This is a genomic window from Sabulicella flocculans (assembly GCF_045449635.1).
GTDB lineage: Bacteria > Pseudomonadota > Alphaproteobacteria > Acetobacterales > Acetobacteraceae > Roseococcus.
In genome coordinates this window covers 60,489-81,954 of the sequence record NZ_JBJJBR010000015.1, presented here as the reverse complement: position 1 = coordinate 81,954, position 21,466 = coordinate 60,489, and the positions used below count along the sequence as shown (strand labels likewise).

At 74.3% G+C, this 21,466-nt stretch carries 22 protein-coding genes and 1 tRNA gene; 8 read left to right on the top strand and 15 right to left on the bottom strand.

From position 1 onward, the window contains the following. Position 1: 1 nt before the first annotated feature. The 3 genes from mobA to gshB all read right to left on the bottom strand — a co-directional run bounded on the left by mobA (position 2) and on the right by gshB (position 2,577). Positions 2-610, bottom strand: coding sequence for a molybdenum cofactor guanylyltransferase MobA (gene mobA / locus ACI6QG_RS14160; RefSeq protein WP_407025221.1), 609 nt, complete (start codon positions 608-610; stop codon positions 2-4). Then, positions 600-1,478 carry a formate dehydrogenase accessory sulfurtransferase FdhD gene (gene fdhD / locus ACI6QG_RS14155; RefSeq protein WP_407025220.1) on the bottom strand — a complete coding sequence of 293 codons (879 nt, stop codon included), beginning with the start codon at positions 1,476-1,478 and terminating at the stop codon, positions 600-602. The genes mobA and fdhD overlap by 11 nt, the downstream gene beginning before the upstream one ends. A 151-nt stretch (positions 1,479-1,629) precedes the next feature. Beyond that, a complete protein-coding gene (gene gshB / locus ACI6QG_RS14150; protein WP_407025219.1) occupies positions 1,630-2,577 on the bottom strand; it encodes a glutathione synthase in 948 nt (315 codons plus the stop codon). Positions 2,578-2,671: 94 nt separating this feature from the next. Between gshB and ACI6QG_RS14145 the strand changes: the two genes are divergently transcribed. Then, on the top strand, positions 2,672-3,031 hold the full coding sequence (locus tag ACI6QG_RS14145; RefSeq protein WP_407025218.1) for a hypothetical protein: 360 nt from the start codon (positions 2,672-2,674) through the stop codon (positions 3,029-3,031). Positions 3,032-3,074: 43 nt separating this feature from the next. On the opposite strand, the gene trxA is transcribed toward ACI6QG_RS14145, so the two are convergent. Both trxA and addA read right to left on the bottom strand, forming a co-directional pair. After that, positions 3,075-3,401, bottom strand: a complete 327-nt coding sequence (trxA, locus tag ACI6QG_RS14140) for a thioredoxin (protein ID WP_407025217.1) — start codon at positions 3,399-3,401, stop codon at positions 3,075-3,077. Positions 3,402-3,473: 72 nt separating this feature from the next. Further along, complete coding sequence (gene addA / locus ACI6QG_RS14135) at positions 3,474-6,932, bottom strand: double-strand break repair helicase AddA (RefSeq protein ID WP_407025216.1); 3,459 nt, start codon at positions 6,930-6,932, stop codon at positions 3,474-3,476. Positions 6,933-7,024: 92 nt separating this feature from the next. On the opposite strand from addA, the gene ACI6QG_RS14130 reads away from it, so the two are divergent. The 4 genes from ACI6QG_RS14130 to ACI6QG_RS14115 are packed head-to-tail and all read left to right on the top strand — an operon-like array spanning position 7,025 to position 10,906. Then, complete coding sequence (locus ACI6QG_RS14130) at positions 7,025-7,486, top strand: tripartite tricarboxylate transporter TctB family protein (protein WP_407025215.1); 462 nt, start codon at positions 7,025-7,027, stop codon at positions 7,484-7,486. Then, positions 7,483-8,970 carry a tripartite tricarboxylate transporter permease gene (locus ACI6QG_RS14125; protein WP_407025214.1) on the top strand — a complete coding sequence of 496 codons (1,488 nt, stop codon included), beginning with the start codon at positions 7,483-7,485 and terminating at the stop codon, positions 8,968-8,970. The genes ACI6QG_RS14130 and ACI6QG_RS14125 overlap by 4 nt, the downstream gene beginning before the upstream one ends. Continuing rightward, entirely contained in the window at positions 8,967-9,938 is a 972-nt protein-coding gene (locus ACI6QG_RS14120; RefSeq protein ID WP_407025213.1) for a tripartite tricarboxylate transporter substrate binding protein, read from the top strand. Before ACI6QG_RS14125 ends, ACI6QG_RS14120 begins: the two co-directional genes overlap by 4 nt. Then, on the top strand, positions 9,935-10,906 hold the full coding sequence (locus ACI6QG_RS14115; RefSeq protein ID WP_407025212.1) for a Bug family tripartite tricarboxylate transporter substrate binding protein: 972 nt from the start codon (positions 9,935-9,937) through the stop codon (positions 10,904-10,906). The genes ACI6QG_RS14120 and ACI6QG_RS14115 overlap by 4 nt, the downstream gene beginning before the upstream one ends. Before the next feature lie 15 nt (positions 10,907-10,921). Here ACI6QG_RS14115 and ACI6QG_RS14110 read toward each other — a convergent pair whose 3' ends face one another. The 3 genes from ACI6QG_RS14110 to ACI6QG_RS14100 are packed head-to-tail and all read right to left on the bottom strand — an operon-like array spanning position 10,922 to position 12,748. Beyond that, positions 10,922-11,392 carry a phosphorothioated DNA-binding restriction endonuclease family protein gene (locus tag ACI6QG_RS14110; protein WP_407025211.1) on the bottom strand — a complete coding sequence of 157 codons (471 nt, stop codon included), beginning with the start codon at positions 11,390-11,392 and terminating at the stop codon, positions 10,922-10,924. Next, complete coding sequence (locus ACI6QG_RS14105) at positions 11,389-12,024, bottom strand: CoA transferase subunit B (protein WP_407025210.1); 636 nt, start codon at positions 12,022-12,024, stop codon at positions 11,389-11,391. Before ACI6QG_RS14105 ends, ACI6QG_RS14110 begins: the two co-directional genes overlap by 4 nt. 16 nt (positions 12,025-12,040) lie before the next feature. Then, on the bottom strand, positions 12,041-12,748 hold the full coding sequence (locus ACI6QG_RS14100; RefSeq protein ID WP_407025247.1) for a CoA transferase subunit A: 708 nt from the start codon (positions 12,746-12,748) through the stop codon (positions 12,041-12,043). A 131-nt stretch (positions 12,749-12,879) separates the two neighbouring features. Between ACI6QG_RS14100 and ACI6QG_RS14095 the strand changes: the two genes are divergently transcribed. Beyond that, positions 12,880-12,955 (top strand) — tRNA-Ala (locus tag ACI6QG_RS14095). A 33-nt stretch (positions 12,956-12,988) separates the two neighbouring features. On the opposite strand, the gene ACI6QG_RS14090 is transcribed toward ACI6QG_RS14095, so the two are convergent. The 5 genes from ACI6QG_RS14090 to ACI6QG_RS14070 all read right to left on the bottom strand — a co-directional run bounded on the left by ACI6QG_RS14090 (position 12,989) and on the right by ACI6QG_RS14070 (position 17,898). Then, a complete protein-coding gene (locus ACI6QG_RS14090) occupies positions 12,989-13,876 on the bottom strand; it encodes a hemolysin family protein (protein WP_407025209.1) in 888 nt (295 codons plus the stop codon). Then, a complete protein-coding gene (gene ybeY / locus ACI6QG_RS14085) occupies positions 13,876-14,373 on the bottom strand; it encodes an rRNA maturation RNase YbeY (protein ID WP_407025208.1) in 498 nt (165 codons plus the stop codon). Before ybeY ends, ACI6QG_RS14090 begins: the two co-directional genes overlap by 1 nt. After that, on the bottom strand, positions 14,357-15,385 hold the full coding sequence (locus tag ACI6QG_RS14080) for a PhoH family protein (protein WP_407025207.1): 1,029 nt from the start codon (positions 15,383-15,385) through the stop codon (positions 14,357-14,359). The genes ybeY and ACI6QG_RS14080 overlap by 17 nt, the downstream gene beginning before the upstream one ends. Continuing rightward, the gene (gene miaB, locus ACI6QG_RS14075) at positions 15,382-16,716 is read right to left on the bottom strand and encodes a tRNA (N6-isopentenyl adenosine(37)-C2)-methylthiotransferase MiaB (RefSeq protein ID WP_407025206.1); all 1,335 of its coding nucleotides are present in this window, start codon (positions 16,714-16,716) and stop codon (positions 15,382-15,384) included. Before miaB ends, ACI6QG_RS14080 begins: the two co-directional genes overlap by 4 nt. Positions 16,717-16,995: 279 nt before the next feature. Continuing rightward, positions 16,996-17,898, bottom strand: a complete 903-nt coding sequence (locus ACI6QG_RS14070; protein WP_407025205.1) for a lysophospholipid acyltransferase family protein — start codon at positions 17,896-17,898, stop codon at positions 16,996-16,998. 94 nt (positions 17,899-17,992) lie between these two features. On the opposite strand from ACI6QG_RS14070, the gene ACI6QG_RS14065 reads away from it, so the two are divergent. Together ACI6QG_RS14065 and ACI6QG_RS14060 are read left to right on the top strand one after the other, a co-directional pair. Beyond that, entirely contained in the window at positions 17,993-18,886 is an 894-nt protein-coding gene (locus tag ACI6QG_RS14065; protein WP_407025204.1) for a hypothetical protein, read from the top strand. 126 nt (positions 18,887-19,012) lie between these two features. Further along, positions 19,013-19,153, top strand: a complete 141-nt coding sequence (locus ACI6QG_RS14060) for a hypothetical protein (RefSeq protein ID WP_407025203.1) — start codon at positions 19,013-19,015, stop codon at positions 19,151-19,153. Here the strand turns inward: ACI6QG_RS14060 and ACI6QG_RS14055 are convergent, their stop codons facing one another. Together ACI6QG_RS14055 and ACI6QG_RS14050 are read right to left on the bottom strand one after the other, a co-directional pair. Next, the gene (locus tag ACI6QG_RS14055) at positions 19,154-19,753 is read right to left on the bottom strand and encodes a DedA family protein (RefSeq protein WP_407025202.1); all 600 of its coding nucleotides are present in this window, start codon (positions 19,751-19,753) and stop codon (positions 19,154-19,156) included. A gap of 8 nt (positions 19,754-19,761) precedes the next feature. After that, entirely contained in the window at positions 19,762-21,426 is a 1,665-nt protein-coding gene (locus ACI6QG_RS14050) for an ArnT family glycosyltransferase (RefSeq protein ID WP_407025201.1), read from the bottom strand. Between the last annotated feature and the right edge of the window lie 40 nt (positions 21,427-21,466).

Below are 21,466 nucleotides of genomic sequence, written 5' to 3'. Positions count from 1 at the left end.
ATTAGGGTGCAACCGCCCCGCGCTGCAAGAGCGCTTCCGCCTCCGCCAGTTCCTCCGGCGTGTTGGCGTTGAAGAAGGGGTCGAGGGGCTGCACCGGCCAGGGGGCCTGGGCGCAGCCCAGCGTGGCGGTCCAGCGGTCGATCTTGCGCTCGCCGCGCTGCACCGCCGCGCGCAGCGCCCCGGCCAGGGCGCGCGGCCACAGGGCGATGGGCGGGTGCGCCCAGCCGCCGGAGGCCGCGCAGGCCAGGGGCGTTCCCGCTTCGTCGCGCGCCGCGTGCAGCCGCGCCACCAGGTCTGCGGGCAGGAAGGGGCCGTCGCCGGGCACCGTCACCACCCATTCGCAGGGGCTGTTCTCCATGGCGGCCAGGATGCCGGCCAGCGGGCCGGGGTGGTCCGGCAGGGTGTCGGGCCAGACCGGCAGGCCGAAGGCGGCGAAGCGCGCGGCATCGCCATTGGCGTTGATGGCCACGCCGGCCACCTGGGGCGCCAACCGTTCCAGCACATGCGCCAGGATGGGGCGGCCGCCGAGTTCGCGCAGCGGCTTGTCGCCGCCGCCCATGCGCCGCGCGAGCCCGCCGGCCAGCACCACGCCCCAGGTGTCACTCCGCATCGCGCGCATTCTTCCGCCAGTGCTTCGCGCTTTCCTCCGTGACGTAGTTCGGGTCGGCGTCCCACAGCAGGCGGTCCTCGCCGGCCAGCACGGTGAAGCGCCGTCCCTTGCAGCGGCCGATCAGCGTCAGGTTCGCCTCGCGTGCCAGCTCCACCCCCCAGGCGGTGAAGCCGGAGCGGCTGACGAGGATGGGGATGCCCATGCGCACCGTCTTGATCACCATCTCCGAGGTCAGGCGGCCGGTGGTGTAGAAGACGCTGCCGCGCACCCCTTCGCGCATCATCCAGCCGGCGATCTTGTCCACCGCGTTGTGGCGGCCGACATCCTCCATGTAGCACAGCGGCTGGTCGCCCTCGGCCAGGGCGCAGCCATGGATGGCGCCGGCCTCCAGGTACAGGCTGGGGATGGTGTTGATCCGGTGCAGCAGCCGGTAGAGCTGCGAGGTGGCCAGCCGCGCCTCGGGGTCCAGCTGCACTTCGGAAAACCCTTCCATCAGGTCGCCGAAGGCGGTGCCCTGGGCGCAGCCGGAGGTCAGGGTCTTCTTCTTCAGCTTCTCCTCGAAGGAGGTGCGCGCCTCCGTCCGCACCACCACCACGCCGAGGTCGTCGTCGTACTCCACGCCGGTCAGGGTGTCGTCCTGGCGCAGCATGCCCTGGTTCAGCAGGTAGCCCACCGCCAGATCCTCCGGCCGGTCGAGGATCGTCATCATGGTGACGATTTCCTGCCCGTTCAGGTAGAGCGTCAGCGGGCGCTCCACCGTCACGCTGGTCTCCACCGCCGCGCCGGTGTGGTCGCGGCCGGTGACGCGCTTCGTCAGCCGCGGGTCGGCGGGGTCTGGCGCGACGCGCAGCAGCGGCAGGTCGCTCATCCGCTGCGGCCCGCGGCCTGCGCGGATGAGCGCCTGTCCCTGCCCTCAGGCGCCGGGCGCCGGCTTGGCTGCGCCGCGCCGCGCGTGCTCCCCCTGCGATGGCATCCTGGCGGCGGGCCGCGCCGTGCGCGGCCGGGCGATGGCGGCACGGTCATCCCCGCCGCTTGGCCTCGATCACGTCCCAGATCGCCTTCTCCAGGTGCACGCCGTCGAAGCGCGCCAGCTCCTGCAAGCCGGTGGGCGAGGTGACGTTGATTTCCGTCAGGTGCCCGCCGATCACGTCGATGCCGACGAAGACCAGCCCGCGCGCCCGCAGCTCCGGCCCGATGGCGCGGCAGATCTCCTGCTCGCGCTCGGTCAGCGTGGTGGGCATCGGCGTGCCGCCGACATGCATGTTGGAGCGCGCCTCGCCCGCCGCCGGCACGCGGTTGATGGCGCCCATCGCCTCGCCATCCACCAGGATGACGCGCTTGTCGCCCTCGCGCACCGCCGGCAGGTAGCGCTGCACCATCAGCGGCTCCCGCGATTTCTCCGTGAACATCTCCAGCAGGGAGTTCAGGTTGGGGTCGTCCGGGCGCAGGTGGAACACCCCGGCGCCGCCATTGCCGAACAGCGGCTTCACCACGATGTCGCCGTGCTTCTCGCGGAACTTGCGGATCTCGCGCACGTCGCTGCTCACCAGCGTCTCGGGCATCAGCTCGGGGAAGCGCAGCACGAACAGCTTCTCCGGCGCGTTGCGGACATGCTCGGGGTCGTTCACCACCAGCGTCTTCGGGTGGATGTGCTGCAGGATGTGGGTGGCGGTGATGTAGGCCATGTCGAAGGGCGGGTCCTGGCGCATCAGCACCACGTCCACGTCGCGCGCCAAATCCAGCTCCACCGTCTCGCCCAGGGTGAAGTGGTTGCCGTGCTCGCGCCGCACCTGCACCGGCTGGGCGTGGCACAGCACGCGGCCGGCATGCATGGACAGGTGCCGCACGTGGTAGTGCCACAGCGCATGGCCGCGCGCCTGCGCCTCCAGCATCAGCGCGAAGGTGCTGTCCCCGTTGATGTTGACCGATGCAATCGGGTCCATCTGGACCGCCACGCGCAGGCTCATGCCGTCTCTCCGCCCCTGGCCCGTCCTGCTGGACGGGCTTTCCTTCCGCAACCGTTAATGTTTCCCTGGATGGCCGCAAGAGAAGGAAACGTCCATGTTCCGACGCCTGGTCCTCGTCGCCCCCGTGCTGCTGGCCGGCTGCGTGCAGCCGGGGGTGGCCACCGCCCCGGTCGCCACCATGGCCTGCGACACCTCCATCCGCGTGTCCAACCAGTCCTCCGGCGTGGTGCAGCAGCTCTACTTCAGCCACTCCTCGCTGAACGCCTGGGGGGCGGACCAGCTGGGCGCCAGCGTGCTGCCGCCCGGGCGCTTCGTGAACTACCGCATGAACAACCCGGGCAACTACGACTTCCGCGTCGTCTGGTCCAACGGCCAGGCGGCCGAGCTGCGCCGGGTGAACGTCTGCGCGGCGTCGCAGGTCATCGTCACCAACGCCGGGCTGCGCGCGGGCTAGGGGGCGATCCGCGGCGGCGGAGGCGTCGCCGCGGCACCTCGCCCTAGAGGCTGCGCTCCAGCCAGGCCCGCATCTCGCTGTGCGGGGCGGCGCCGACCTTGGTGTCCACCGGCTTGCCGTCCTTGAACAGGATCAGGGTGGGGATGCCGCGCACCGCGAACTGGGTGGGGATCATCGGGTTCTCGTCGATGTTCACCTTGGCGATGGTCAGGCGGTCGCCGTACTCGGTGGCCAGCTTGTCCAGCACCGGGGCCACCATGCGGCAGGGGCCGCACCACTCGGCCCAGAAATCCACCAGCACGGGGCCGGGGGCCTTCAGCACCTCCTCCTCGAAGGTGTCGTCGCTCACGGCCTTGGTCAGTTCGCTCATGGTCGGGGGTCCTTTCGTTCCCCGGAAGGTCGGGTGCCGGGGCGGCCGGGTCAAGCCGGGCCCCCTCCGGCCTCAATCCGGGGCGAAGCGGTCCAGCAGGGCGTCCGGCAGCGGCATGGCGCGGGCGTCCACCGTCCAGACCAGCACGCATTCCACCGCCGGCGCCCCGGGCAGCTGGCGCAGCACGGCGCGGTAGGCCGCCATCTGCCGCAGGTAGCCCTCCGGCGCCTCCTCCGGGGTGTCCGGCGGCAGGCGGTTGGTCTTGTAGTCCAGCAGCAGGATGCGGCCGGGCGTCATCCACAGCCGGTCCACCACGCCCAGCACGGTGCGCCCGCCCACCCGCCCCGCCACCGGCGCCTCGGCCAGCGAGCCGGGGCCGAAGGCCGCCGCCAGTTCCGGCAGGCGCATCACCGCCAGCGTCTCGGCCAGCACGGCGGCCTGCTGCCGGGCGTCCAGCCCGTGCGCGGGGCGGGCCAGGAAGGCGCGTCCCGCCGCCTCGCGCCGCGCCTCCGGCATGGCGGGCAGGGATTGCAGCAGGGCGTGCACCAGGTTGCCGCGCCGGAAGCGCTGGCCCAGCGGGTCGTCCCCGCCCTGGGGCGCCAGGGCCGGGCCGTCGCCGATGTCGTTCTCCTGCTGCGAGGGGGTAAGCAGCGCCTCCTCCTCCGGCGGGGTGGCGCGCAGCCGGGCCCAGCCGGGCAGCGGCGCGGCGGCCGCGGCGGCGGCGGCGCGGGATTCGTCGCGCCGGGGGTCCTTCTGCGCCGCCTCGTGCACCAGCAGCGGCGCGCCCACGAAGCCGTCCGCCGGGGCGCCGAAGGATTCCGGGTCGAAGGGCTCCTCCGCCGCGCCCAGGCGGCGGAAGCCGTGCAGCAGCTTGGCGTACCAGCTGTCCGGCGTCGGCTCCTTGCGGCGGTACCAGCCGCAGCACAGCAGCCGGTCCTCCGCCCGGGTCAGCGCCACGTAGAGCAGGCGGTTCATCTCCCGCCGCTCCGCCTCCTCCTGCGCCCCGGTCGCCTCGCGGTAGGCGGGGGCGTCGAAGCCCTCCACCCGTGGCGCCCACAGCGGCAGCCCGTCCGCCGTCCAGCGCAGCCCGGCGGCGCGCGGCCCGCCGGACAGGGTGTCGGGCAGGATGACGATGGGGGCCTGCAGCCCCTTGGCGCCGTGCACCGTCATGATGCGCACCTGGTCCGCGCCGGCGTCGTTGTCGCGCTTGACCTCGGAGGCGGCGCGGCGGAGCCAGTGCAGGAAGCCCTGCAGCGAGGAGGGGTGCGCCGCCTCGTGCGCGGCGGCCGCGGTCAGCAGCTCGTCCAGCGGGTCGGCGGCGTCGGGGCCCAGCCGGGCCAGCAGCCGGGCGCGGCCGCCGCGCTCGCCCAGGATCTCCGCGATGAGGGCGTGCGGCGGCACGTGGTCGGCGCGCTGCTCCAGCGCCGCCAGCAGCTCGGCGGCGCGGCCCAGCGGCGTTTCCGCCCCACGCTGCGCCATCAGCCGCGCGTGCAGCGAGGTGCCGCGCTCGTGCGCCAGGGCGAACAGGTCCTCCTCGCCGATGCCGAAGATGGGCGACTTCAGCGCGGCGGCCAGCTGCAGGTCGTCCTCCGGCAGCAGGATGGCGTCCAGCGTCGCCAGCACGTCCTGCACGGCGATCTGCTCCACCAGCACCATGCGGTCGGCGCCGCCCACCGGCACCTGCCGGTCCTTCAGGGCGCGCACCAGCTGCGGGATCAGCGCGTTGCGCCGGCGCACCAGCACCAGCACGTCGCCGGGGCGGATGCGCCGGCCCCGGGCCTTGTCGCCCTCGTGCCGCGCCTCCAGCACCTCGTGGTCCAGCATGTGGCGGATGCGCGCGGCCAGGGCCACCGCCAGGCGGGCGTCGGGGCCGCTCTCGTCGCGCGCCTGCTCGGGCACGTCCCAGGCGGGGGGGTCCTCCTTCTCGCCGCCGGCCTGCAGGGGCCACAGCTCCACCCGCCCGGCCGCCCCGGCGCGGTCGGGGATGTGGCGCAGCGTCGCGCCGGGCTCCACCACCCCCTCGCGCGCCTCGCCCTCGGCGAAGACGGCGTCCACCAGCCGCAGCACCGGCGGGGCGGAGCGGAACGAGACGTCGAGCGGCACGGCGCGGAACTGCTCGCCCGCCGCCGTCACCTCGCGCTCGTAGCCCGCCAGGGCGCGGCCCAGCCCCTCGGCGTCGGCGCCCTGGAAGCCGTAGATGCTCTGCTTCACGTCGCCCACGGCGAAGACGGTGCGCGGCAGCGGCGTCCGCTCGGAGCGCCCGCGCGATTCCGCCCCCTCGCCGGAGAAGAACTCGCCGGTCAGCGCGCGGGCGATGCCCCATTGCTCCGGGTTGGAATCCTGCGCCTCGTCCAGCAGCAGGTGCTCGATGCCGCCGTCCAGCTTGTACAGCACCCAGGCGGCGCCCGGGTTCTCCAGCAGGCGGCGGGCGCCGGCGATCAGGTCGTCGTAGTCGCGGCGGCCCAGCAGGTCCTTGCTGCGGGCGAAGCGGTCCAGCACCGGCACCGCCAGGCCCAGCGCGGCGGCGGTGGCCTGGTGCAGCGCCAGCGCGCCGCGCCGCCCGCGCAGCGCCACCAGCCGCTGCGCCTCCGCGGCCAGGGTGTCCTGCACGAAGTCGCCATCGGGGGTGGCCTTCACCCGGAAGGACTTCCGCGCCTCGCCCTTGTCGGTGAGGAAGATGCCCTCCCACTCCTCCCGCGCGGCGCGGCGGGCGGCGGGCTCCAGCGCCAGCAGCTCGCGGATGGCGGTGCCGCGGGCGTTGTCGTTCGCGTTGGGCGAGAGCAGCAGCTGCGCGGCGGCGCGGCCGATGGCCTTCTCCTCCGGCGGGCGCACCGCCTCGTCGTCCAGGTCGGCATCCTCCAGCCCCGGCGGCAGGTCCAGCTTGCGGGCGATGCGCGCCAGCAGCCCCTCCAGCCCGCCGGAGCGCCGCAGCGCGGCCTCCAGCCGGTCCTCCTCGCCGCGCAGCTCCGCCATCAGCGCGCCCAGCTCCTGCCCGCCGGCCAGCGGCGCCAGGATGGTGGAGACCTCGACCTCCGGCAGCACCGCCTCGCGCGCGTGGGTCAGCTCGGCGGCGGCGTCCATCTCCTCCATGAGGCCGAAGCCCGGCGGCAGCCCGGCCTCCAGCGGGAAGCCGCGCAGCAGGCTCTGCGCGAAGGAGTGGATGGTGGCGATGCGCATGCCGCCCGGCAGCTCCAGCACCTCGGCGAAGAGGGAGCGCGCGCGCGCCACCTCCTCCGGCTCCGGCACGCGGCCCAGCAGGGCGCGCAGGTCGCCCAGGATGGCGGCGTCGGTCTCGATGGCCCAGTCGCCCAGGCGGGCGTTCAGCCGCTGCGCCATCTCCGCCGCCGCGGCCTTGGTGAAGGTGAGGCACAGCAGCCCTTGCGGCCGCGCCCCCGCCAGCAGCAGGCGCAGGATGCGGTCGGTCAGCAGCTTGGTCTTGCCCGAGCCGGCGGAGGCGGTGACGAAGGCCGAGACCTCCGGGTCGCTGCCCAGGCGCTGGCGTTCGGCGGCGATGGAGCGGGCGTCGGGCATGGCGGCAGCATAACACGCCAGGGGGTTTTTGGCTGGCGCCGCCGCCCGCCGCGCCTCTAGCATCGCCCCAACGAAGGTTGCGGAGGGAACGGATGCAGGTCTCGGACCGCGCGGGCGGTGCCGTGCTGGTGGCCCTGGGCGCCGCCGCGGCCTGGGGCGGCTCCCGCCTGCCGCCGGTGCCGGGGCAGGAGGTCGGCCCCGCCGCCTTCCCGCTGCTGATCGGCCTCGGGCTGGTGCTGTGCGGCACCCTCATCGCGCTGGGCATCGGCCGCGGCTTCGAGGCGCCGGGGGAAGCCGCGCCGCCCGCCCCGCGCGGCGCCGCCTGGCGCGTGCTGGTGCCGCCCGCCCTGCTGCTGTTCTACGTGCTGGCGGCCAACACGCTGGGCTTCCTGCTGGCCGCGGCGCTGATGGTGGCCGTGGCCGCCTGGGCGCTGGGCGCCGGGCCGCGGCTGGTGCTGGGCCTGGCGCTGCTGGCGCCGCCGCTGGTCCACCTGGCCTTCGCCAAGGGGCTGCGCGTGCCCCTGCCCGAGGGGCTGCTGGCGGCCCCCTGGTGAGCGACCTGGCGGAAGCCTTCCGCCTGGTGATGGCGGGCGACGTGCTGCTGGCCATCGCGGCCTCGGCGCTCTACGGGCTGGTGGTGGGCTCGCTGCCCGGGCTGTCGGCCACCATGGCGGTGGCGCTGCTGGTGCCGGTCACCTTCTGGCTGTCGCCCATCGCGGCGGTGGCCACCATCATCACCGCCTCGGCCATGGCCATCTTCTCCGGCGACATCCCGGGCGCCCTGCTGCGCATCCCCGGCACCCCGGCCTCCGCCGCCTACACCGACGAGGCCTACGCGCTGACCCGCAAGGGCCAGGCGGAGCTGGCGCTGGGCGCCGGGCTGTGGTTCAGCGCCATCGGCGGCGTCGTCGGCACGCTGTCGCTGATGCTGCTGGCGCCCGCCCTGGCGGAGATGGCGCTGAACTTCTCCACCTACGAATACTTCTGGCTGGCGCTGCTGGGGCTGATGTGCGCGACGCTGGTGGCGCGGAGCTCGCCGGTGAAGGCCATCGCGGCGATGCTGGGCGGGCTGCTGCTGTCGTGCATCGGGATGGAGAACCCGGCCGGCACGCCGCGCTTCACCTTCGGCGTGGCGGAGCTGCTGGGCGGCATCGAGCCCATCCCCGCCCTGGTCGGCGTCTTCGCGGTGAGCGAGGTGATGCGCGCGATGGCCAGCGCCGAGCCGCCGCGCCTGCCGCGCCGCCGCTTCGGCTCCATCCTGGCCAGCCAATGGGCGCTGACCAAGCGCTACCAGTGGCCGATGTGGCGCGGCAACCTGGTGGGCGTCATCATCGGCGTGCTGCCCGGCGCGGGCGCCGACATGGCGGCCTGGGTGAGCTACGCCATCAGCAAGCGCTTCTCGCGCGAGCCGGAGAAGTTCGGCACCGGCCACCCGGAAGGGCTGGTGGAGGCGGGCGCCTCCAACAACGCCTCGCTGGCCTCGGGCTGGGTGCCCTCGCTGCTGTTCGGCATCCCGGGCGACACCATCACCGCCATCGCCATCGGCGTGCTGTACATGAAGGGGCTGAACCCCGGCCCGACCCTGTTCACCGAGCGCGCGCCGGCGATGTACGCGCTCTACATCATCTTCATCCTGGCCAACATCCTGATGATCCCGCTGGGTATCGCGATGATCCGCGCCGCCTCCTTCATCCTGCGCGCGCCGCGCGCGGCGGTGATGCCGGTGATCCTGCTGCTGTGCGCGGTGGGCGCCTTCGCCACCTCCAGCTCCCCCTTCGCGGTGCTGATGGTGGGCGCCTTCGGCTGCCTGGGCTTCGTGATGGAGCGCAACGGCTACCCGGTCGCGGCCCTGGTGCTGGGCGTGGTGATGGGCTCCATGGTGGAGCAGAACTTCGTCACCTCCCTCATCAAGTCCGACGGCGACGTGATGCCCTTCTTCGAGCGGCCAGTCTCCGCCGTGCTGGCCGCGCTGACCCTCGGCGCGCTGCTCTGGCCGCTCGCCGCGCTGCTGCTTCGCCAAGGGAGGAAACCCGCATGAGCACGAGACGCCTGATCCTGGCCGCCACGCCGGCCCTGCTCGCCGCGCCGGCGCTGGCGCAGCCGCGCTGGCCGGTGCGGCCCGTCACCATGCTGTGCCCCTGGGCGGCCGGCGGCGGCACCGACGCGGTGCTGCGCATCGTCGCCGCCCAGCTGGAGAAGGAGCTGGGCCAGCCCTTCAACGTGGTGAACCGCACCGGCGGCTCCGGCGTGGTGGGCCACGCCGCCATCAGCGGCGCGGCGCCCGACGGCTACACGCTGGGCATCATCACGGTGGAGATCGCCATGCTCCACTGGCAGGGGCTGACGGAGCTGTCCTTCCGCAACTTCACCCCGCTGGGGCTGATGAACAACGACCCGCCGGGCATCCAGGTCGGCCGCGATTCGCCACACCAGGATGCGCGCGCGCTGGAAGCGGCGATCAAGGCGTCGCGCCCCGGGCAGCTCAAGGCCTCGGGCACCGGGCAGGGCGGCATCTGGCACCTGGCGCTGGCCGGCTGGCTGGGCGCCATCGGGCTGCGGGCCGACCACGTGCGGTGGGTGCCCTCCAACGGCGCCGCGCCGGCCATGCAGGACCTGGCGGCGGGCGGGCTGGACATCACCACCAACTCGGTGCCCGAGGCGCGGGCGATCATCGAGGCCGGGCGCGCGCGTTCCCTGGCCGTGATGGCGCCCAGCCGCATCGGCGCCTTCCCGAACATCCCCACCCTGCGCGAGGCGACGGGGGTGGACTTCTCCACCGGCGCCTGGCGCGGCATCGCCGGCCCGGCGAACCTGCCGCGCGAGGTGGTGGCGGCGATGAGCGCGGCGCTGAAGCGCATCTACGACGGCGCGGAATACCAGGGCTTCCTGAACGGCCGCGGCTTCGGCGGCACCTGGGCCGACCCGGAGGGCTTCGCCACCCACCTGGCCGCCGCCGACCGGCAGATGGGCGAGGCGATGCGCGCGGCGGGGCTGGCGCGGACATGACCCGCCGCCGCGTCCTCGCCGGCCTCGCGCTGGCGCTGCCCGCGCTCGCCGCCCGTGCCCAGGCGCCCTGGCCGGAGAAGCCGCTGCGCTTCGTCGTCGGCGGCGCGCCGGGCGGGGCCAGCGACATCTTCATGCGCATCCTGGAGAACCGCCTGCGCGAGACGCTGGGCCAGGGCATGTGGCTGGACAACCGCCCCGGCGCCGGCGGCATGGTGGGGGCCGAGGTCGCGGCCCGCGCCGCGCCGGACGCGCACACCTTCTTCGTCAACCACATCGCCAGCCACGGCATCGGGCCCACGCTCTACCGCACGCGCCTGTCCTTCGACCCGCTGCGCGACCTGCCGGGCGTGGCGCGCATCGCCCAGCTGCCCAACGTGCTGATCGTGCGGCCGGACCGCGGCATCGCCGACGTGGCGGGGCTGGTGCGCTTCATCCGCGCGAACCCGCGGCTGGCCAATTTCTCCTCCGCCGGCTCGGGCACCTCCTCGCACCTGTCGGGGGTGCTGTTCGGGCTGCGCATGGGGCTGGAGGTGCAGCACGTGCCCTATCGCGGCACCGCCCCCTCCATGGCGGCGGTGATGAACGGCGAGGTGCTGTTCGCCATCGACAACGCCCCGGCCAGCCGCCAGCAGGTGCTGGCCGGCACCTTGCGGGCGCTGGGCGTGTCCACCGCGCAGCGCGTGGCCTTCATGGCCGAGCTGCCGAGCCTGCAGGAGCAGGGCGTGCCGGATTTCGACGTCGCGAGCTGGTACGGCGTCGCCGCGCCCGCCAGCACGCCGCGCCCGGTGATCGAGCGCCTGGGGCAGGAGATCGTGGCGGCGCTGCGCGAGCCTTCGATCATCCAGCGCACCCGCGACTTCGGCGCCGAGCCGATGCCGCTGCCGCCCGCCGACTACGACGCCTTCATGCGCGCCGAGGTGGCGAAGTGGCGCCCGGTGGTGGAGGCCGCGGGGGCGACGGTGGATTGAGGGGACGCGGCGCCCTCAGGGAAGGGCGAGGTCCGTCCGGAGGGCATCGTGCTGCGCCACCGGGAAATGCTGGCGCAGGAGCGTGGCGACGGCCTCGGCCGCGAGGCCGGGATGTCCGTGCAGCAAGGCCGTGACCTCAGGCGTGAAGCCGCCTTGGGGATTCAGGAGGTCGAGCTTCGCGGGCGTCCAGCCTTCGCCGCCCGCAATGGCCCACAGCCCCTCGCTCGCGAGGTAGATGAAGGGGTCCGCCGCGCTCGGCGCCATGCCGGTGGCGCCATGGCGCGGCAGCAGGGGATCGAGGCGGTCGCGCGCCTCGCGAAAGGGGATGCTGGTCCTGCCCCGGCGCACGAAGTCGCCGAGGAGCAGGAGCAGCAGGAGCGGCTTGTGCGGCGCCCGTCCGCGGTCGCCCTTCCTCAGGTGCGCCAGTTTCCCGAGGAAGGTTGCGGGCGTCCAACCGTGCAGGCCGGGCGCCCCGCCCGCCGTCACGCGATGAACTCGGCCTCGGTGGCCGCGCGCAGCTCGTCCAGGGACACTCCCGGGGCGAGCTCCAGCAGCTTCAGCTCGGTCGGGCCGCGGCGGGCGATGCTGAACACCGCCATGTCGCTCACCACCATGTCCACCACGCGCTGGCCGGTCAGCGGCAGGGTGCATTCCTTCAGCAGCTTGGGCTTGCCGCCGGCGGTGTGCTCCATCAGCACGATCACCCGCTTCACCCCGGCCACCAGGTCCATGGCGCCGCCCATGCCCTTCACCATCTTGCCGGGGATCATCCAGTTCGCCAGGTCGCCGTTCGCGGCCACCTGCAGCGCACCCAGGATGGAGCAGTCGATGTGCCCGCCGCGGATCATCGCGAAGCTGTCGGCGCTGCTGAAGATGCTGGTGGTCGGCAGCATCGTCACCGTCTGCTTGCCGGCGTTGATGATGTCCGGGTCCTCCTCCCCCTCCACCGGGAAGGGGCCGATGCCCAGCATGCCGTTCTCGCTCTGCAGCTGCACCGAGACCCCTTCGGGCAGGTGGTTGGCCACCAGCGTGGGGATGCCGATGCCGAGGTTGACGTAGAAGCCGTCTTGCAGTTCGCGCGCCGCGCGGGCGGCCATCTGGTCGCGGGTCCAGGCCATGGTGCGTTCCTCCCGTTCAGGCCGCGCGCGGCCGCGTGGTGCGCTGCTCGATGCGCTTCTCGTGGCCCGCCGGCAGCGCGATCATGCGCTTCACGAAGATGCCCGGCGTGATGACGTGGTCCGGGTCGATCTCGCCCGGCTGCACCAGGTGCTCCACCTGGGCCACCGTCACCTTGGCGGCGGTGGCCATCATCGGGTTGAAGTTGCGCGCGGTGCGCCGGTACACCAGGTTGCCCTCGGTGTCGCCCCGGAAGGCGTGCACCAGCGCCAGGTCGGCGAAGATGCCGCGCTCCTGCACGTAGGTCTCGCCGTCGAACTCCGCGGTGGGCTTGCCCTCGGCGACCTTCGTGCCGACGCCGGTCTTGGTGTAGAAGGCGGGGATGCCGGCGCCGCCGGCGCGGATGCGCTCGGCCAGGGTGCCCTGCGGGTTGAACTCGATCTCCAGCTCGCCGGCCAGGAACTGGCGCGCGAACTCCGCGTTCTCGCCCACGTAGCTCGCGATCATCTTGCGGACCTGCCGGGTGCGCAGCAGCTTGCCCAGGCCCACGTCGTCGATGCCCGCGTTGTTGGACACGATGGTGAGGTCCTTCACCCCGCTTTCCTTCACCGCGTCGATCAGCGCGTCGGGGATCCCGCACAGGCCGAAGCCGCCGGAGTGGATCACCATGCCATCGCGCAGCAAGCCCGCCAGCGCGGCGGTGGCATCCGCATAGACCTTGCCCATCGTCATCCCATCCCGGTTCCGATGGGGGGATGATTAGCCGCGCATGGGCCGATGCGGAAGGGGCATGCCGGGGCCCGGGGGGTGGGGTTGCGGGCCCGCGGAAGCGCCGCTATACGGCCCCTCACCTGCGTGGGGCCATAGCTCAGTTGGGAGAGCGCTTGAATGGCATTCAAGAGGTCGGCGGTTCGATTCCGCTTGGCTCCACCAGGTCCCTCCCGCTTCGGATGAGCTGAGCGCCGCCTACTCTGCGGCTGCCCTGGCGGGCGGCCGGCGCACGCGCAGGCGGCGGATGCGCCGGGCATCGGCGTCCAGCACGCGGAACTCCAGCCCGCTGGGCGCGTGGGCGATGATCTCGCCGCGCGCCGGCACGCGGCCGGCCAGGGTGAAGACCAGCCCGCCCACGGTGTCGATGTCCGCCCCGCGCTCCTCCTCCGTCAGCACGGGGCCGATGCGCGCCTCGAAATCCTCCACCGGGGTGCGGGCGTCCAGCTCCAGCACGCCCTCGGCGCGCTCGGTGATCTGGGGCGCGCCCACCTCGTCGTGCTCGTCGGCGATGTCGCCGACGATGGTCTCCACCAGGTCCTCGATGGTGATCAGGCCGTCGATGCCGCCGTACTCGTCCACCACCAGGGCCATGTGCACGCGCTCCATGCGCATGCGCAGCAGCAGGTCCAGCACGGGCACCGAGGGCACCACCAGCAGCGGCCGGCGCAGGATGGCGCGCAGGGAGAAATCCTCCGAGCGGCCGAGCTGGGCGATGATGTCCTTAATGTGGACCATGCCCAGCACGTCATCCAGCTCCCGCCCGTAGACCGGGTAGCGGGAATGGCCCTCGCGCTGCACGAATTCCAACGCCTGGGGGAAGCCCATGTCGGCCGGCAGGGCGATGATGTCGGCGCGCGGCAGCATCACGTCATAGGCGGTGGCGCCGCGCAGCTTCAGCACGTTGCGCAGCAGCGCGCGCTCGTGCGGGCCCAGCGCCTCGGCGTTCTCGCCGCGCTGCTCGACGCCCGGCTCCTCCTGCTCGATCAGCGCCTCCACGCTTTCGCGCAGGTTGGCTTCCTTGCGGCCGAACAGGCCGCGCAGGCGGTGGATGACCGGCGGGCGCGGGTGGCTGTCGCTGGGCATCAGGCGGCGCTCCGCGGGCGGGCGGTCCAGGGATTGGCGAAGCCCAGGCGGCGCAGGATGCGCGCCTCCGCGCGCTCCATCAGCACCGCCTCGCCGGCCTGCAGGTGGTCGTGGCCCAGCAGGTGCAGCACGCCGTGCACCACCAGGTGGGCGAAATGCGCCGCCACGCTGCGGCCTTCCTGCGCCGCCTCCCGCCGCAGCACGCCCAGCGAGACGGCGAGGTCCCCCAGCGTCGGCGCGCCATCCGGCGCGGGAAAGGACAGGACGTTGGTCGCCTTCTCCTTGCCGCGGAAGCCGCCGTTCAGGCGGCGGATGCGCGCGTCATCCGTCAGCAGCAGGGTCAGGTGGCCCTCCGCCCCCTGGTCGGCCAGGGTGGCGGCGGCGGCGCGGCGGGCCAGGCGCTCCAGCCCCGGCAGGGCGGCGCGCCAGCCCGGTGCCTCATGGATGATGTCCAGCCCGGGGAAATCCGCCCCGGGCAATCTACTGTCGCAGTCCATCGCGTCCCTTGCGGGCCTCCATGGCGCCATAGGCCTGCACGATGCGGCCCACCAGCGGGTGGCGCACCACGTCCCGCTCGTCGAAGCGGGTGAAGCCGATTCCGGGCACCCCGTCCAGCACTTCCATCGCCTGCACCAGCCCGGACTTCTGCCCCGGCGGCAGGTCCACCTGGCTGGGGTCACCGGTGATGGCCATGCGCGTGCCCTCGCCCATGCGGGTGAGGAACATCTTCATCTGCGCCGGCGTGGTGTTCTGCGCCTCGTCCAGGATGGCGAAGCAATGGGCCAGGGTGCGGCCGCGCATGAAGGCCAGCGGCGCGATCTCGATCTCGCCGGCGGCGAGGCGGCGGGCCACCTGCTCGGCCGGCAGCATGTCGTGCAGCGCATCGTAGAGGGGGCGCAGGTAGGGGTCCACCTTCTCCTTCATGTCGCCGGGCAGGAAGCCCAGGCGCTCGCCCGCCTCCACCGCCGGGCGGGACAGCACGATCCGGTCCACCCGGCCCGATTGCAGCAGCGCCACCCCCTGCGCCACCGCGAGGTAGGTCTTGCCGGTGCCGGCGGGGCCCAGGCCGAACACCATCTCGTGGCGCGCCAGCATGTCCATGTAGGCGGATTGCGCCGGGGTGCGGGGCGCGATGGCGCCGCGGCGGGTGCGGATCTGCGGGATGTCCTGCAAGGGCAGGCGCGGGTCGCCCTCCGCCTCGCCCTCGGCCATGCGGATGGCGCCTTCCACTTCGCTCGCGCCGATGCTCATGCCGCGCTCCAGCCCCCGCCACAGGCCGCGCAGCACCTGCTCGGCCATCAGGGTCTTGGCCGGGGCGCCGGAGATGGTGAGCTTGTTGCCGCGGCTGGCCACCCGCACGCCCAATCGCCCCTCGATCCGCGCCAGGTGCCGGTCATGCTCGCCATGGAGCAGCGGCAGCAGGGCGTTGTCCTCGAATTGCAGCGTGACGGATCGCGTCTCGCTGGAAGGCGGGGCGGGGCGGGGGCGCAAGGCGACGGTGGTGCTCAAGCGGCGGTTCTCTCCTGCTCGGCCAGCTCGCCGGACAGCGAGTTGGGGTGCCCTGCGAGGATGCGGACCGGGGTGATCCGCCCCACGCAATGGGAAGGCGCGAGGGCATGGACGGGTTGCAGCCATGGGGTGCGGCCGGACATCTGCCCGGGGTGGCGGCCAGGGCCGGTCCACAGCACCTCGCATATGGTGCCGGTCATGCGCGCGTTGAAGGCCGCCTGCTGGTCGCGCAGCAGCGCCTGGATCTCGGCCAGCCGGCGGTCCTTCGTCGCCTCCTCCACCTGGCCCGCCATCCCGGCCGCGGGCGTGCCGGGGCGAGGGGAATACTTGAAGGAGAAGGCCTGCGCGAAGCCCACCTCGCGGATGAGGGCCAGCGTCGCCTGGTGGTCCTCCTCGCGCTCGCCCGGATGGCCGGCGATGATGTCGGTGGACAGCGCGAGGTCCGGCCGCGCCCGCCGCAGCCGCTCCACCAGCCGCAGGTAGTGCTCCGCCGTGTGGCCGCGGTTCATGGTGGACAGGATGCGGTCGGAGCCGCTCTGCACCGGCAGGTGCAGGAAGGGCATCACCTGCGGGATGTCGCGATGCGCGGCGATCAGCGCCTCATCCATGTCGCGCGGGTGGCTGGTGGTGTAGCGCAGCCGCTCGATGCCCGGCACCTCCGCCAGCAGGCGCAGCAGGCCGGCGAGGCCATCGGCGCCCTCGCCGTGCCAGGCGTTGACGTTCTGGCCCAGCAGGGTGAGTTCCTTCGTGCCCTGGGCGGCCATGCGCCGCGCCTCGGCCAGGATGGCGCCGGCGGGGCGGGAGAACTCGGCGCCGCGGGTGTAGGGCACCACGCAGAAGGCGCAGAACTTGTCGCAGCCCTCCTGCACCGTCAGGAAGCCGGTCACGCCCTGGGGCGCGCCGCCTTCGGGCAGGTGGTCGAACTTCTCCTCCGCCGGGAACTCGGTCTCGATCACGGCGCCGGCGGCGCGGGTGGCGCGGGCCACCATCTCGGGCAGGCGGTGGTAGCTCTGCGGGCCGAAAACCATGTCCACGTAAGGCGCGCGGGCGGTGATCTCCGCGCCCTCGGCCTGCGCCACGCAGCCGGCCACGGCGATGACCATGCCGGGCCTCTCCTGCTTCAGCGCGCGCAGCCGGCCGAGCTCGGAGAACAGCTTCTCCGTCGCCTTCTCGCGGATGTGGCAGGTGTTGAGGATGACCATGTCCGCGCCCTCGGGCGCCTCCGCCGGCGCGTAGCCCAGGGGGGCCAGCACGTCGGCCATGCGGCCGCCATCGTAGACGTTCATCTGGCAGCCCCAGTTCTTCACGAACAGGCGCTTCTTGTCGGTCATGGCAGAGGGACCCCCGGACTTCCGGGGCGGGAGATGCGGGCCGGGGGGCGCGCGGTCAAGCGGCGCGCCGCCGGCGGGGGAACGACCGGCTCATCGGGCGCCAGCGTGGCAGGGCGGATTCGCGCCGGTCAAGCAACATCGCGCGCGGGGGCCCCGGGGTGCCGCGCTGGCGCGCGTGGGGCGGCATCGCGCGCTGGCGCGCGTGGGCGGCATCGCGCCGTGGCGCGGGGGGCGGCACCGCATCTCGGCGCGCGTCGGGCGGCACCGCGCCAGGGCGCGTCAAGCGGCGTCGCGCGCCGGCAGCGGGCGGTTCTGCCGCAGCGCCGCCGCCGTCGCCGTCACCCGGCGCCCCACCTCGGCGGCCATCGCCTTGCGGTCGGGCATCCCGGCGGGCGCGAAGGGCGCGCCCAGCGCCACCGTGGCGCGGGTGCCGCTGCGCCGCAGCAGCCGCCAGGCATGCGAGGCGGTCTCCATGTCGCCGTACCAGGCGAAGAGCGGGCGGTCCTTGCGGCCGACCGGCAGCCCGCCCAGGCGGTCATACACCACCGTCACCGGCTGCACCGCCGCCGCCGCCCCCGCCACCGCGAAGAAGGAGGAGCGGAACGGCAGCACCCGCGCGCCGTCGCTGGTGGTGCCCTCGGGGAACAGGATGATGCTCTCGCCGCCGGCCAGCCGGGCGCGCATCGCCTCGGCCTCCGCGCCCGTGCGGCCGCGGCTGCGCGAGACGAACACGGTGCGCCCCAGCCGCGCCACCCAGCCGACCAGCGGCCAGGCGCCGACCTCGGCCTTGGAGACGAAGCGCGCGTCCAGCACCGCGCCCAGCACCAGGATGTCCAGCCAGGAGGAATGGTTGGACACGAACAGGGTGGGCCGCGCGGCGCTGGCCGTGCCCTGCACCTGCAGCTTCATGCCGATCAGGCGCAGCAGGGTGCGGTGGTAGAAGCGCGGGAAGCGGTCCTTGCCGCGGCCCGGCAGGGCCAGCAGCGCGGCCTGCACCGGCATCGCCAGCAGGGTGAACAGCACCACGCACGCCAGCCGCCGCACGGCGCGCAGCCGCCCGCCTTCCGGCCGCTCCTCCAGCACGTCGGCCCAGGTGCGGCCGGGCAGGCGCGGGCGGAAGCGCAGCGGGGCGCCGGGGCGCAGGCGCCGGGCGCCGGGGGGCGAGGTGCGGGGCTTGGCCATGGCGCCGCGTTAACCTGCCCATCGCGGCAGGTCCATGACGTTGCGCGGACAGGGCGGTGAATCCGCGCTAGCCTGCGCGGCAGGGGGTTGGGGCATGAAGGTGGCGATCCTGGGCGCGGGGCCGGCGGGGCTGGCCATGGCGGCGCTGGCGGCGCGGCAGGGCCACGCGGCGCGGCTGTGGTCGCCGCGCGGCGGCGGCACCCGCCACGTGCTGGGCGAGGTGGCGGCCGAAGGCGCGCTGGAGGGCCGCTTCCCCCTGCGCGCCGCCGCCGATGCCGCCCGGGCGATGGACGGCGCCGCGCTGGTGCTGCTGTGCCTGCCCGGCCACGCCCTGCCCGCCGTGCTGGAGCGCACGGTGCCCATGATGACCGGCGAGCCCGCGGTGCTGCTGGCCCCGGCCGGCGGCTTGGCGGCGCTGCGCCTGCGCGCGCTGGCGCAGGCGCGCGGGCTGCGGCCGCGCATCGGCGCCCTGCCGGTGCCCGCCCTGGCGGCGCGCCGGGCCGGCGCGGCGGTGCACGTGGCGGCGCTGTGGCCACGCTGGTGGCTGGCCGGGCTGGACCCGCGCGACACCGCGCCGCTGGCACGCCTGGCCGGCGAGGCCTTCGGCCTGGCGCCGGACCCCCTGCCCGACCTGCTTTCCGCCGCGCTGGCCGACCCGCTGGCGCGGCTGCACGCCGCCCGGCTGCTGGGCGGCGCCGGCCAGCCGGCCCGGCTGCTGGCGCGGCTGGAGGCGGAGGCGCAGGCCCTGGCCGCGGCGCTGCGCCGCCCCCTGCCCGGCCTGCCCACCCTGGCGGAAGGCGGCGCGCTGGCCGAGGCCCGGCCGGACCCGGAGGCCGCGGCCGCCGGCCTGGCCTTCCTGGAGGCGGTGGGCGCCGCCGCCGGCCAGCCGCTGCCGCTGACCGCCGCGGCGCGCCGCCTGCTGGAGGCCGCCTGCGGCACCGAGGCCGCGCCGCCCCCGCCCGAAGCCGTCGAGGAGGCGCTGCGATGAGCCTGTATCAGCGGATGGTCCTGGCCTTCCTGGCCGTCGCCCTGGCGGTGGGGCTGCTGGCCCTGCTGCTCCAACCCTGAGGCCGGGCGCGGCGTTCAGCCCGCACCCGCACAGCAGGAGCCTTCGATGACCGAGAGCAAGGGCAAGGGCAGCGCCACCGCGCGGAAGGCCAACGCCAAGGCGGCGAAGGAGGGCAAGGGCAACCCGCGCACCTCCTCGGCCGCGCAGAGCGAGCTGGGCAAGAAGGGCGCGAAGGCGAAGAAGTAGCTACTTCCGCCGCCAGGCCCGCCACACCCACCACAGGATGACCAGCCCGGCCAGGGCCAGCAGCGGCTTGCTCAGGGGGTCGATCCAGCCCTCGATGGCGGTGTACTGCTCCTCCAGCACCCAGCCCAGCAGCGCCAGCGCGCCGACCCAGATGACGGTGCCCAGGGTGGTCAGCGCGTAGAACACCCGCCGCGGCATCTCGATGAGGCCGGCGGGAACGGAGATCAGGGTGCGGATGCCCGGCATCATGCGGCCCAGGAACACCGCCCAGGGGCCGTACTTGCGCAGCGCCGCCTCCGCCTCGTCCAGGTCGCCCTCGCGGATGCCGATCCAGCCGCCGAAGCGCGCCACCAGGGCGCGGGTGCGCGCGGTGCCGAAGGCGCGCGCCGCCTCGAACCACGCCGCGTTGCCCAGGATGGTGCCCAGCACCCCGGCCAGGATGGCGCCGGAGAGCGACATCTCGCCCCGCGCGGCGGCGAAGCCGGCCAGCGGCATGATGACCTCGCTGGGGATGGGGGGGAACAGGTTCTCCAGGAACATCAGCGCGAAGACGCCGGCCAGGCCGCCGGCGGCCACCCAGGAGGTGACGAGGTCCATCATCGGGAAGGTCAGTCCTTCTGGAACAGGTGCAGGGTCAGCGCCCGGCCGCGCGTGTAGTTGAAGCCCGCCACCTGCGCCACCTCGCGCGCCGCCATGCCCAGCGACGCCGCCTCGCGCCGGAAGTCGTCCAGCGCGCGGTCGCCCACCGCCACGGTGCGGGCCGGGCCCTCGTGCAGGAAGCGCGCCGCGTCCTCGCCCCGGCGCAGGAAGCGCACCTCCGCGCCCAGGCGGAACAGGGTGGAGGGCTCGGCGTGGGAGGTGATGCCGAAGCGCCCCGGCGCCCAGCCGGGGGCGTGCGCGTTCAGCGCCGCCTCCAGCCGCGGCGCGATCCAGATGGGCGCCACGCGCGGCAGGGTGAACTCCATCACCGCGGCGTAGAGCGGCACCGCCGCCGCCACGCCCAGGGCGGCGGCGCGCACCCAGGCGCCGCGGCCCAGCGCGCGCCCCACCAGCACCAGCAGCAGCAGCGCGAAGGGCAGGGCCAGCAGCGCGCCCAGCGGCTCGTGCCCGGTGACGAACCAGGGCACCGCCAGCGCCGCCGCGGCGATGCCCAGCGCCACCAGCGCCACCAGCGCCTGCGCGGCGCGCACCAGCCAGCGCGGCGGGGCGCGGCGCAGCGGGTCCATCGCCCAGGCGGCGGCCAGCAGCATGATGGCCGGGTAGGTGGGCAGGGTGTAGTGCGGCAGCTTGGTCGCCACCGCCTCGAACACCAGCCAGGTCGGCACGATCCAGGCCAGCAGGAAGCGGGTGCGCGGCAGGGCGCGCTCGGCCCAGGCGCCGCGCGCCGCCAGGATGGCCAGCACCCCGGCCGGGAAGGCGGCGATGGGGAAGCTCAGCAGGTAGAAGCCCGGCGGCCCCCAGTGCTTCTCGTCGCCCGAGCCCACCTTGCCCAGCATGTCGTCGCCCAGCGCCTGGGCGAAGAAGCGGCCCTCGGTGGCGATGCCGATGGCCACCATCCAGGGCAGCACCATCAGCAGCAGCAGCGGCACGCCCCAGGAGGCGCGCAGCACCCGCAGCCAGGGGGCGCGCCGGCGGTCGGCCAGGAACAGGGTCAGCCCGGCCAGCAGCGGCACCATGGGCGCGATGGGGCCCTTCAGCAGCACCCCGATGCCCAGCGCCGCCCAGAAGCCCGCCGCCTGCCGCGCCGTGAAGCCGGCCGGGTTCAGGTAGGCCGCGCCCATCAGCCCCATCGCCGCGGTGACGCTGGCCAGCAGGGCGGCGTCGGTCTTGGCGATGTGCGCCTCCACCATCAGCACCAGGCAGCCGGCCAGCATGGCGGCGGCCAGCAGCGCCGGGCGCGCCCCCACCAGCCGGCGGCCCAGCGCGTGGGTCAGCAGCACCGCCAGCACCATCCCCAGCAGGGAGGGGATGCGATAGGCCCAGATGTCGCGCCTCCCGCCCAGGCCCAGCGCCTCCATCGCGTGCACGCCGGCCGCCTGCGCCCAGTGGATGCCCACGGGCTTCTTGTTGCGGTCCTCCTCGCCCACGCGCAGGCGCACGTAGTCGCCGCTGTCCAGCATCTGGCGGGTGGCCTGGGCGAAGCGGCTCTCGTCGCGGTCGCCCGCGGGCAGGGAGAAGAAGCCCGGCAGCGCCATCGCCAGGCACAGCCCCACCAGCAGCAGGCGCGGGAAGCGCTCGGCCCAGCGGGCGAACGGGGCGGGAAGGGCGGGCATGTCGGCGCTGCGCCTAGCACGGGGGGCGCACGGGGGCCAT